This window comes from Microcoleus sp. T2B6 (assembly GCF_036700475.1).
Taxonomy (GTDB): Bacteria; Cyanobacteriota; Cyanobacteriia; order Cyanobacteriales; family Microcoleaceae; genus Microcoleus.
Window position 1 is genome coordinate 6855 of record NZ_JAUBOZ010000048.1, and the last position, 13110, is coordinate 19964.

6 protein-coding genes are annotated in these 13110 nt (G+C 43.8%); 2 read left to right on the top strand and 4 right to left on the bottom strand.

The genetic code is table 11. The features are described 5' to 3' along the window. Positions 1-303: 303 nt before the first annotated feature. Positions 304-7182, bottom strand: a complete 6879-nt coding sequence (locus QUA00_RS20405; RefSeq protein WP_333410946.1) for an AAA family ATPase — start codon at positions 7180-7182, stop codon at positions 304-306. A 492-nt stretch (positions 7183-7674) separates the two neighbouring features. On the opposite strand from QUA00_RS20405, the gene QUA00_RS20410 reads away from it, so the two are divergent. Further along, the gene (locus tag QUA00_RS20410) at positions 7675-8376 is read left to right on the top strand and encodes a polysaccharide deacetylase family protein (RefSeq protein WP_333410947.1); all 702 of its coding nucleotides are present in this window, start codon (positions 7675-7677) and stop codon (positions 8374-8376) included. 120 nt (positions 8377-8496) lie between these two features. Here the strand turns inward: QUA00_RS20410 and QUA00_RS20415 are convergent, their stop codons facing one another. The 3 genes from QUA00_RS20415 to QUA00_RS20425 form a co-directional block, all read right to left on the bottom strand. Then, positions 8497-9861 (bottom strand): transposase, encoded by a 1365-nt coding sequence (locus QUA00_RS20415; RefSeq protein WP_333410948.1) that lies wholly within the window; start codon positions 9859-9861, stop codon positions 8497-8499. Then, entirely contained in the window at positions 9854-10252 is a 399-nt protein-coding gene (gene tnpA, locus QUA00_RS20420) for an IS200/IS605 family transposase (RefSeq protein WP_333410949.1), read from the bottom strand. Before tnpA ends, QUA00_RS20415 begins: the two co-directional genes overlap by 8 nt. A gap of 196 nt (positions 10253-10448) precedes the next feature. Continuing rightward, positions 10449-11663, bottom strand: a complete 1215-nt coding sequence (locus QUA00_RS20425) for a lipid-A-disaccharide synthase-related protein (protein ID WP_333410950.1) — start codon at positions 11661-11663, stop codon at positions 10449-10451. A gap of 108 nt (positions 11664-11771) precedes the next feature. Between QUA00_RS20425 and QUA00_RS20430 the strand changes: the two genes are divergently transcribed. Further along, positions 11772-12935 carry a GuaB3 family IMP dehydrogenase-related protein gene (locus QUA00_RS20430; protein WP_333143258.1) on the top strand — a complete coding sequence of 388 codons (1164 nt, stop codon included), beginning with the start codon at positions 11772-11774 and terminating at the stop codon, positions 12933-12935. The last annotated feature ends 175 nt before the right edge of the window (positions 12936-13110 follow it).

Here is a 13110-nt window from a genome sequence, read left to right on the forward strand (position 1 = left end):
AAGAAGGGGAGTAGGGGTTGACTTTGAGAAGACTCTTGTCCCCCCCTTAAGAAGGGGGGCTAGGGGGGATCGATCGCAATGATGGAACTGAACCAACCGCGTGCTAGCATCAAATAGCATAAACGGGACTTACACAATCCGACCCAAGAAATCTCGCTTTTAGCTGAGTCTCGATCCCCCTCGCATCCCCCTTAAGAAGGGGAGTAGGGGTTGACTTTGAGAAGACTCTTGTCCCCCCCTTAAGAAGGGGGGCTAGGGGGGATCGATCGCGCGGTATACTTCATAAACCTGCAATCTGCTATATCAATATTCACCAACCAATGGTTCAGTTAAATCCAGAATCTTCTCAAACTGAAACTTCGTCACCCAATTTCTGAGAGTTTGAAGCTCGAAAGTGTGAGATTCAGGAATCTCCTTTAGGAGTTGAAAAACTAATTCCGCATCCGCGTCAATAGCTGCTTCATATAATTTTACTATCCATTCTTTTGACATCGCTGCTAATAAATCAGTGAAATTTAACGGTTCTCCAGTCACATTAGAAGGGGGAGAGGGTAGGTCTTGCTCCTGATAAATATAATCGACCCCCAAATGTTTAGCCAGGATGTCAAAAAGGGCTTCTGTGTGGAACGGTTTTCGCACAAAATCATCACACCCAGCCGATAAAATAACTGCCTTTTCTTCTTCCCACACGCTAGCTGTCAGGGCAATAACAGCCGTAGCTTGACCTTTGATAGTGCCTTTAATCTGTTTCGTGGCTTCATAACCATCCATAATGGGCATTCTCATGTCCATCCAGATCAGATGCGGTGAGTAGGAGTCCCAAAGTGCGATCGCTTCAATACCGTTACTCGCTTCTTCCACCTCAAAACCAACAGGTTTGAGGAGTTTAACTAACAGTTGCCGATTGTAATCTCGATCGTCCACCACTAGGATGCGATATTGGGGCTGGTTAGGGGCGAGGGCAACGACGCGACGATGGTAGGGTTGGTTTTGAATTGTGCTGGCATCAGCGATGCCCACAGGAATGTCAAATTTAAATGTTGTGCCCGTTGTGTCTTCTAAAAATTCCTTGAGAGGCATTCCAGGGGTGAAAGCTTTGCCGCCGCTGATAACGGTGATTTCACCTCCCATCAAGCGGACAAATTGACGGCTAATCGTCAGTCCTAATCCGGTTCCTTGCTGCACTTTTTGACCTGATGCTGTTTGTACGAAGGGTTTGAATAGTTTCTCTAGTTCGTCTGCAGCGATGCCAAGTCCGGTATCTTTTATTTCAAAGATAATGGTTGTTTGTTGTTGGTTTGTGGTTATTTGTGTTTGGGCTTCACTTTGGGTTTTGGCCTGTTTACTTTTTAGTTCTACAGATACGCTTCCCGAAGGAGTAAACTTAATGGCATTACTGATTAAATTAATCAGCACTTGCCGCAACTTAACTTCATCAGCATAGATATATTTAGGAACTTCGGTCGCACATTCAAACAGTAATTGTAAGCCTTGATATTTGGCTTTTAACGCAAACATCTCCTCGACATCAGCTAGTAATTGATGAATATCAAAGTTAGTTTCCGATAGAGTCATGCGTCCCGCTTCTACTTTGGAAAGGTCAAGTACCTCATTAATTAGAGATAATAAATGATTTCCACTCCGATAAATAATGTTAAGGTTCTCTTTTTGTTCAGTTAACAGATTAGTATCGTGATTCATCAGTTGAGAAAAGCCGATAATGGCGTTGAGGGGAGTTCGCAATTCATGACTCATGTTGGCAAGAAAAGTGCTTTTAGCTTTGTTGGCAGCTTCAGCAGCGTCTTTTGCTTGCTCGAGTTCTGCTTCGGCTTTTTTGCGAGCGCTGATATCTCGTCCTACCGCCTGGAATTCAACAATGCAACCGGAATCATCAAATATCGCTCGGTTAACCCACTGCGTCCAACGCACTTGGGAGCTAACAATCACCCGATTTTCAATTGTGACAACGGGATTTTCTTGGCTAATGGAATTGACGACTCGGGTTACATATTCGCGGTCTTCCTCAAACACGACAGGTGCGTAGTGATGCCCGATGAGTTGTTCCCTTGTCAGTCCAAAAAATCGACAGAAGCCTTCATTGACAAAGGTAACGGTACCATCTGGCAGATACCGGGCAATCAGTTCTGTCTGGTCTTCCAGAATACCAAGGTAGCGTGCCTCGCTCTGCTGCAGAGCCTCTTCTGTTTTTTTGCGCTCGCGAATTTCCTGTTCTAAGCGAACATTTTCAATGAGTGTAATCTGTGCCTGCTTACGTTCGCTTATATCTTGAAAAGCTACGATCGCATATTCTACATTACCCGTGTCATCCAAAATTGGCGTGCTGGTTACTTCTAAGGGAACGATTCGCTCACTGTAGTGCAGTTCCAAATCATCCGCCCATGTTTTTTCACCGCCAAGCGATCGCACCAAGGGCAACTCTTCCACTGGATACACCTCCCCTGTCCCTGCCCGATAAATGTGATAGGTTTTTGAGAGTTGATCGATTGCGGCTTTGGGTAAATCTTGAATATTCAGTAACTGCTGTGAGACGGGATTGGCGTAAACCAGTTGTCCTTTGGCGTCGTGAACGGATATGCCAAAAGGAATGGCATTAAGGAATTTATTCTGGCGATTTTGCGTCGATCGTACTTGAGTATAGAGTCTGGCGTTAGTAAGGGCGATCGCCGCCTGAGTTGAAAGCAATTGAATCACTTCCAGGCGATCGGGCGTAAACACCCCATCTGCTAAATTATTTTCCAAGTAAACAATGCCAATTAATTGCCCTTGATTGAGTAGAGGCGCGCAAAGGATAGACTTGGGCTGCTGTGTTTTGATATAAGCATCTTGGGTAAATCTGCCTTCACGGGCAATATTGTTTTCAATCAGTCCTTCCTGAGTCCTTTCAACATAGTGAATAATCGACAAAGGCAGGCAGGTTTCTATTGGAGTCGATTGCAACACCATCACCCGATCTGAGTTAGCCTCGCCTGACGCTTCGACTCTTAGTTGTCCTTGAGACTCTAAAATTAGATAGCCAATTTGTGCCCCGCAGCTTTCTAGCAGGATTTTCATCAAAGTCGTGAGGAGTTTATCCAACTCAATTTCACTAGCAATTGCCCCAGATGCTTTCATCAATGCTGCCAAATCCAGGGTTTCACCTGAAGTGCTGCCATAAGTATTAGACAGGCTGTTGCGCGAATCTATGGACGTATTGGCTGTCGTAAAACGCTTTAAAAGTTGTGGATACTGTCGTTTCAAATCTGTCATTTTAGCTGTTGCACCCCAACGTAAATAACAGTAGTAAGCATTTGTCATATAGGCTTGGGCAACTTGCTCTTTTCCCCAAGCGATGTAGAATTTGGCTGCCAGTTCATTAGCCAAAGCCTCTTCGTTGAGGTACTCATGTTCTTTGGCTAAGGCAATAGCGCGATCGTAGTAGTCGATCGCCCTAGCATTTTCACCCAAAACTCGATATCGTTCTGCCTCCACTAGATAGAATTTATGGAGGTGAGTCATCGGAGCAAAGTGCGCCCATTTCTCGATCTTTTTCTGGTTGGCTTTCACCTTCTGGAGGATGAGTTTTTGCTCGGATTTTGGTGCGTCAGAATAGATAGCCAGATCGAGTAAAGAATTGTAGAAATGGTAGAGAGGAATAGTACCTACAGCACTATCGCTATATTTTTCGGCTGATTTAGCATTTTCTATAGCTTGCGGATAGTCTTGAAAAAGATAGCAGAGAAATAGCTTGTGAAAATAGACCGATCGACAAAGATTTTGAGCATTCGCCTCTCGATGCAGGGGTAACATTTTTGTTTCGTCATAGTTTTCACCGATTAAAAGGCATTTATCTTCAGACTGTCCCATCAAGTTCAATAAAACCTGTCGATTGAGTTGGTTATAGTAATATGATGTTTCTTGCTTCAGTTGGCTGATGGTATTACTGTACATTGCCATCTCTGCCTCTACTTTTGCCAATTCCTTCCCCAATACATAGGAATGGTAGGAGTATACGCAGGCCGAATAAGCTGCATATTCTAAATCTCCAGTTTCTAGGGCGATCGAGTAAGCATTCTGCAAAGGGTTTAAAGTTTCCCTAAGATGTTCTTTCCAATGTTTGACAAAGTAATTAACAATAAATATGGTTCTGGCTGTGAGTTCTTTAGTATTAAATTTATCTAGTAACAATATAGCAAGTTGCCCAAATTTATAACCAGTCTCAATGTCTCCTACGGTTTCCCCAGACAGAATTAGTCCGTAAGTAGCATAGGCAGAAGAAGACACAGAAGTATTCCCATATTTAATTGATAACTTTACCTGTTTAAACGCTATTAACGGTAGCAAGTCAGGTGAAGCAAAATGGGCAGCAGAAACTACACTTGATAGGATACGCATCGCTGCTAGCTTATAAGGATCAGTCATCAATGGTAGGTCGATTAAGTCCTCAACTCGCTTTCCTGCTAAACTTAACTTAGTCTTCACCAGTTCAAGAAAAATATTTAATTTTGTGGGTTTTTTGGGAAAGCGAATCCCCAACAACTTTAATACTGAAAGTGCCGTATATATCGCTTCTAACGGTTGGTTTTGTGCTGTATAAGCTGGAATTTTGACTTCATAGACTTTCACTTTGTCGAGCAATGAAGTAGCTTGTTGAAGCACAATGTCAGCCAATTTTTCCATTTCCTCCACGTGGCCACTCAAGATAGCAGCTTCTACTGTTTCCACATACAGTGCTAGACTTAGGTCATACTGACGAAGCCAACTATCTGCACTCAGGCAATTTATACCAATGCTTAAGTAATTCCAGGCCGGTTTCCAAGCTGCTGATGCCTTCGCTTTTTTGCCAGCAATCAGATTTAATTGAGCAAGTTTATCTTTTTCTAACTGAACGTCAATTGCTTCTATACTGAAGTTTAGTTGATTGACAATATCAAAAATCTTTTGTTGGAGTACCTGTGGTGGTGTATTTTGTAACAACAGTTGCCCAACTTTCCAGTGAACCGCTTGCTTGTCGTCTGGGGGAATTAGGGAATAGGCTGCTTGCTGGATGCGATCGTGAGCAAATTTATAAATAATTTTTAATCCCTTGGTATCTCTGTCTGTTTTTAGGAATTTGTAATCATCCCCAATGGGTAATATCAACCCTGCTTGAATAGCATTCCACAATTCATCAGCCGTTTGTTTTTGAGAATTTTCATTAATAATGGAAAGGGTTGGCAAATCAAATTGGTTGCCAATGCAAGCGGCTAATCGTAAAACTTTTTGTGCTGAATCTGATAAGGTTTGAATTTTATCTGCGATGAACTCAACAACGTTATCAGTAATATTCCTAGTTATAATTTGCTCTAAATCCCAATCCCAAGCCCCAGCATTAGTATCAAATTTCAGCAATTGCTCGGTATAAAGCGACTTGAGAAACTCTTTGATAAAAAACGGATTTCCTTGTGTTTTTTGCCAAACTAAATAAGCTAATTTTTGCGCCTGGATGCTATCGGTTTTCAGCGTATCCGCAATGAATTCATTAACCTGGTTTAAATTTAGGGGTGAAACGGAGAGATGATTAATTACAACTCCCTGCTTTTTCATCTCAGATAAAGTCAGCATTGCAGGATGAGTTGCAGTGACTTCGTTATCTCGATAAGCTCCAATTACAAACAGATATTGAGTAGTAAAATCGGTCATTATCAACTGAATCAATTGCAGGGTAGCGCTGTCTGTCCATTGAAGGTCGTCTAGAAATAGGACGAGGGGATGTTCTTTTTGGCAAAAAACTCGAATAAAGTTTTGAAAAGCTAAATTAAACCGATTTCTTGCTTCTGTTGCAGGTAATTCGGGGACGGGATTCTGTTTGCCAATAATCAGTTCTACTTCGGGAATAACATCAATAATAATTTGTCCGTTGATTCCTAATGCACGTCGAATCTTCTCTCGCCACTGTTGTAATTGGGGTTCAGTTTCGGTGAGTAGTTGTCGCACCAATTCTTGGAAGGCAGCGACTAAAGCTTGATAGGGAATATCGCGTTGCAACTGGTCAAATTTACCTGCAATAAAGTAGCCGCTTTTTTGAGTGATGAGCTTATACAATTCCTGAACTAAAGCTGATTTCCCAATACCAGAGTATCCCGAAATTAGCATGAGTTCAGTTTGTGTCTCTACGGGCAGATTTTGTGACTGAGTTGTCGTTGGGTTACTCAGGTTATTTGCTAAACGAGCCCCTACTTGTTTTTCTTGTCCCGACGCTACGCGCTCAAATGCACTCAATAAGGACTCAATCTGTGATTCTCTCCCGTACAGTTTTTGAGGAAGTTGCAATTGAGGAGAAATATCTTGGTATCCCAAGAAAAAAGGTTGAAATTTACCATTTATAAATTGAGCAAGACAAGTTTTTAAATCCGTCTTGATTCCCCAAGCACTCTGATATCTATCTTCCGCATTTTTTGCCATTAACTTCATGACAATTTCTGAGATAGTCACGGGAATTTCTGGATTAATTTCATGAGGTGGAGTGGGTTGTTTGGCAATATGGCAATGAACTAACTCAAGTGGATCGACGGATTCAAAAGGCAACTGGTTGGTTAGCAGTTCATAGAAAGTAACGCCAAGAGAATAAAAGTCGGTGCGGTAGTCTAGTAAGCGATTCATCCTGCCTGTTTGTTCTGGAGATATATAAGCCAATGTCCCTTCTAGAAGATTAGGACTTGTGAGGCTGGGATTCTCTTGGGAGAGGATGGTAGATAAGCCAAAGTCAATAATTTTTAATTGTCCTGTTTGAGGATTCAAGACAATATTAGATGGATTGATATCTTTGTGAATGACATTTTTTTGATGAACTTTGCCTAACGCATCTGTGATTGGGAGGGCAAGGTGGAGAAAATCTAGTACAGCATAGGGACGACCTGACTGCACGATTTTTAAGGACTCTCCTCCAAAATCCTGTAACAACATGACTTGTGTGTTTTCGTATTGTCGCAGTTCGTAGGCTTTAATCGTTTCCTCTAGGTTGAGACGGCGAGTGATTTCGTATTCCTGGTGATAGCGGTAGAGTTCGGCTGGTGTGGGGTAATCCTCTTTGAGGAGTTTCAAAATCAAAGGTTGCTGATTTGATTTGAGGATGCCTCGGTATACGATGGAATTAGCACTTTCGTAGATTTGGTTGACAATTGTGATATCTGGCAGTGAAATCATGTTGGGAATTATTGCTGCCTAAAAAAGTTGACTATACAAATAAATATAACATGGCGAGGAGCGGGTGAGAACAGCCGTACACTCGCTCCGAATATAAATCCTTGCCTTACCAGCCCCTACAACTCCCGATCTTTATATTATTGCTTTTTTCCTCTGGACTTACTTACGCTAGGGAGCATCTCAATGAAAGCAGCCCTCCGCTAGAAATTGGAGTTAGGAGTCAGGAGTCAGGAGTCAGGAGAAAAGAGGAAGAAGGAAGAAGGAAGGAAGGAGCCAGAAGAAGTGTTTTTACAAATATGAGATGCTCCCCTTACGCTATATGTAGGGTACAAGTGTACTGGCACTTGAAGCGTCTAGCTACTGGGCGATCGCCACAACTGAAAAATCTCGGAACGGACAATAATTAATGATAAAATAGCTTAAGGATTCAGCTCCCCAATTGTGGTAATCTGACAACAATCCACTTTCCTTCTCTATCGAGTGCGTGCAGCTATGCGAATCGGTAAAATTTTACAAAAGTTTCTGCTTTTCACCATAGCGTTATTTTTCGCAGTATCGCTGTTGATTAAAGTTACTAAATTTCACAATTATTTCGGCATCAACCGCGCCGATACCGAAGTGAAAGTTGTTGCCCTCACCTACGACGACGGGCCCTATCCTCCCTATACAAATCAGCTTTTAGATATCTTAGACCGCTATCAAATTAAAGCAACTTTTTTTGAAATCGGCCGCAATATTGAGAAACATCCAGAAATCGTGAAAATGATTGTCGCGAGGGGAGATGAGTTGGCAAACCATTCATACTCTCACAAAGATATGATGTTTAAACCCCAGGAATTTTTGCTGTCTGAGATTGAAAAAACGGACAAACTTTTGCAGGAAGTTGGGGTTAAGCAAGATAGTATCAGTTTTCGGCCACCTTGGGGTAGGCGATTTATAGTTTTGTCTTATTTGCTATCCCAAATGCACAAAAAACTGATTATGTGGGATGTGGATTCCCAAGATTATGAAAAAACACTCACGGCGGAAGATATCGCAAATCGGGTGATTAAAAATGTGCGATCGGGTTCGATTGTGGTGATGCACGACGGCGGGGGCGATCGCTCGAAAACCGTAGCAGCAACTGAGATGATTGTCAAGGATTTGCAGTCGAAAGGTTACGAGTTTAAAACTGTTTCTGAGTTGTTGAAATAGCAGTAGGGTGCGTCAGCCACAATTATTTTCGCGACCAATCAACAATCTCATACTGACGCACCAGGGAATAATATCATGTCCGATCGAGCGATTAAAAGGGCGGGTTTTAGAGATTGTCAATTATTGGCAGATATTTTTTGTGAGGGGAGCCCCTACCGTATTAGGGGTAATCGACCGGACATAATATAAATGGTGCTTGATACTCCCCATGCCGTGCATGCGAGGGGATTCTTGAAGAACCCAGAGTCGGATTTTCAAAGGCGCTATCAATTCGCCGCTACTGATTCTGCTAAGATCTAATCCTAGCTTTATCGCTACTTTTCTGATAATGTTTGCTGCGCCGTTGCCATCAGCATTTATTTTCGTACCATCGGCTGAACGATACAGTCCACGAGTTATTCTTTTTCCTGATTCTTTCCACCCTTCAGTTTTTTCACCGAACGCAGGCAGCGAATCATTATCGAGAAAGCTGGCTTTTGAGGTATATGCTTCTTCAGTTTCTAGGAACTTAATTTTGTACTGATGACACAACTGAAGTATTCTCTCTTTTAGCCGACCCGTAGGAATTTGCACAAATTTTTGATTAGTCTTTTGACCCATATTGGCATTTTGTTTTTGCTCTTTATTCCATCCAAATACTACCGTTTCTATCCCATTCTTAAGGCAGTGATCGATTACAATCCTTGCTGCTTTGTTGACTGCATCTCTAACTTGTCGATTCCTTTTTTCGGTAATCCGGGCTAACTGGTTTGACCAGAACCCCTGTGGTCGGTTCTCTTTCAGCACAGAGATTCGCTTGTTGTACCACTGATTCAAAGACTTTAGATGTCGTCCATCAATAATAAAAGAAGTCCCTACATTAGATACGCCTGTTAACCAATTATTAATTCCATTATCTAACCCCAGGACACTTCCGGGAAGCACAGCACTACCAAGCTGCTCCTCTGTTCGATATACAAACTCGGCGTAAAAACAGCGATTTCTGGGAAGAATCCGAATTTCAACCAGTTTCTTGTAGTCCAAGTTTGACGGCATCGGCAAGAAAAATTCTCCGATTCCAAACCAAAGCTTGACTTTACTACCTAGTGGGAACCGTAACAACCCGTTTTTGAGTTTGACATCCGCGATCGGGAATGTCACTAATTTCAGAGAATCTTTTCTGTATTTTGGTAGCTTTGGGTGCTGCGTAACAGTCCCAGATTTGATTCCCAATAGCCGCCCAATGTATGAACTGAAGGATTCAGCGACACTGGTTAAAGTTTGCTGTGCGACATGGGAATACAGAGCCTTAAAATGCAAATTCGATTTAAACATTTTATGGAAATCATATTTCCCAGGGATTTTGCCAGTTTTGAAATACAACTGACGACCGTAGTACAAGGCGCAGTTTGCTAGCTTGTTTGATTCACCACAGACAAACTCTAAAATTGCTTTCAGACTGAAATCAGCATTAATTAAGTTTTGCTGGCATCCGTAATTAGACATTTTTTTGATTTTCGATATACTGCTTGACCACTGATAGTGGCGCACCGCCAACTGTTGCAACAAAGTAACTATTCGTCCACAGAGTTGGCAGTCTGCTTTTTAACCAAGGAAATTCCTGTCTCAACAGTCGAGATGAACGTCCTTTCAAATATCGGATCAACTTGGCAATCCCGAATTGTGGGTCTACTCCTACTAAAACATGAACATGATCTGGCATTACTTCCATTTCTATTAGTTCGGCGTTGAATTCAGTGCAAACTTCTTGTAAAATCGCTTTCAGGCGAACATCTACACCGTTAATCAACACAGATCTACGATACTTTGAACACCACACAATATGATAATTGCAGCAGTAGGTTACATGGCTGTTGGATTTTAGTTTTGTTTTCATATTTACAGTATATACCAACCAACCTGTATATTGTGTGTCGAAATATAAAGAATTGTTCAAGGCGGTTGAAACCGCTACCGACTTTTCCCCGTGTCTAAAGCCAGGGGCCCGGCGGGCTCGTTTTCCGGTCAGAATTAGACTTTTCGTGGCGCTTGAAAATTTCACACCTGACGCACCCTACCACAATCAAGAACAATCAATAACCCAGATAGTTTGCCACGTAATTAGCAATTTTTATGCTGCTGCCCGATCGCCCCATTCTCTCCAAACCATTTTGAATGCAACTGGCTAAATATTTATCATCTTGCAAAGTGCGATCGACTGCCAAAGCAGCTTCCTTCATAATATCAGAGTTCGCTGGTTGGGTGCCAATAACTTGCACCGAATCACCTAAAAGCCGATTTTGAGCCTCCGCAAATCTATAAGTAAATGCAGGGCCGTTTCCCGGTACTGCAATTACAGGTTTTCCCAAGCCCACAGCTTGTTCGACAGCAGTTCCAGTCATCCCAATTACTAAACTAGACTGCTGCAAAATATCGGCGAAAGCATCGGCCCAGCACATCACTTCTAGTTCTTCTAATTTGTGTTCGCTAAAAGACGGTTTGATTGCTGGAAAAATGAGCTTACCCGATCGCATTTGCCATCCGCATCGCGCCGCAATATCCTCTAATTGAGGCATTAAAGCCGGAACTAAAGCTGCCCGAAACTGCACTGGTACAGTAGAGTTACTAGCAATTTCTTTAACCAGTTCCAGCAGCAAAACGAGGTTGTCGGTGGCTTCCGGGAGGCGAGAACCGGGGAGAAGGGCGATAGTCTGAACTCCGGGCATTAACTGCAAATCTTTGCCCGTAGAATTGAGGTTGTCCATGACAGGATTGCCGACAAACTGAGCTTTTTTTAAACCCTGTCGGTTTAAGTCAGCAGCAGTCAAAGCATCTCTAGTAAAAACCGCCAGACATTTCTGTGAGCAAAGCAACTGCCACAAGATTAAACCCAAATCGACTCGCCCCTCGTAATAACTAGAATGGGCCGATAGAAAAATTATATAGGGGCGGTTGCTGGCATGGGCGATCGCCCCGGCGACAATATCCCCAGTGGCCACCACCAAATCGCAGTGGCGCGAATGCCTCCAAACAGCCTGCAATTGCTGCCAAGTCAAAGCAATCAGCCCCGCCCCAATATCTTTGAGGAAAAACAGGGGATTCATGTAAAAAACTCCCCCAGACGGCATTTGACTGGTGGGCCCAATAATTGGCACGGTCGATCGGCGGTAAGCAGCCCCGTCACCTACAATCGGCATGGCCGAAACATCAACATCCGCGCCAGATACTCTCAAAGCTTGGAGAATTTGACAGTTAATCGCGTCTTCCCCGTGGCCGTTGCTGAGGAAAAGTATCCCCTTCGATTTCATAAAATCCAATCAAGATCAGGCTTTTTAAACTCATTTGCGCGATCGCTACCTGCCGACAGGCTACGATTTTGTTACTCTAATTTAAATACATTGTGGAAGTGAAACAGCGTGAATATTGAAATTGGGCGGGGCAAAAGTGCTCGCCGAGCTTACGGCATAGATGAAATCGCGCTTGTACCAGGACAGCGCACGCTCGATCCTAGTTTGGCAGATACTCGCTGGCAGATTGGCGGGATCGATCGAGAAATCCCGATCATCGCCAGCGCAATGGACGGAGTAGTCGATGTCCGCATGGCCATTTTGCTGTCGGAATTGGGAGCAATGGGCGTGCTCAACCTAGAAGGAATTCAAACCCGCTATGCCGACCCCCAGCCAATATTAGAGCGCATCGCGAGTGTCGGCAACCACGAATTTGTTTCTCTGATGCAGGAACTCTATGCCGAACCCATCAAGCCAGAATTAATCGAGCTCAGAATTAAAGAAATTAAAGCAGGAGGAGGGATTGCCGCCGTCAGCGGTACACCGGCTGCTGCGAGCAAATACGGCCGGGCGGTTGCTGAATCTGGAGCCGATATATTTTTTGTGCAAGCAACAGTAGTCTCGACAGCTTTCCTTTCCCCTGAATCAATCTCATCTTTAGATTTGACACAATTCTGTCAAGAGATGCCGATCCCAGTAATTTTGGGTAACTGCGTGACCTACGAAGTCGCCCTGAATTTAATGAAAACTGGCGCTGCGGGCATTCTCGTGGGCATTGGGCCGGGGGCTGCTTGCACATCTAGGGGCGTATTGGGTGTCGGCGTGCCCCAAGCCACAGCGGTAGCAGACTGCGCCGCCGCGCGGGACGACTACTATCGCGAAACTGGCAAATACGTGTCGGTGATTGCTGACGGCGGTTTAATTACCGGCGGCGATATCTGCAAGTGCATTGCCTGCGGCGCCGATGGAGTGATGATTGGTTCGCCCTTTGCCAGGGCCGCCGAAGCTCCTGGCCGCGGCTTTCACTGGGGGATGGCGACTCCCAGCCCGGTTTTGCCGCGCGGCACTCGCATTCGCGTGGGGACTACGGGTACTGTGGAGCAAATTTTGCGGGGGCCTGCGGTGCTAGATGACGGTACGCACAACTTGCTCGGAGCTCTGAAAACTAGTATGGGTACCTTGGGCGCTAAGGATATTAAGGAGATGCAGCAAGTGGAAGTGGTAATTGCTCCTTCTCTGCTGACTGAGGGTAAAGTCTATCAAAAAGCTCAGCAGTTGGGCATGGGTAAGTAGATTTACCGATCGAATACCAGCATACCTTGACAAAATTTGTTCAATAGTCTCGAAATTTACAGAATATTGTGGAATTATCGAGAAGGAGATGTCACAATAGAAGAAGCGGAGACGCATGTTTCCGTTCACTCCTCACACCACACTCCGCCCGGACTACTGTTCGGGCGGTTCCTTT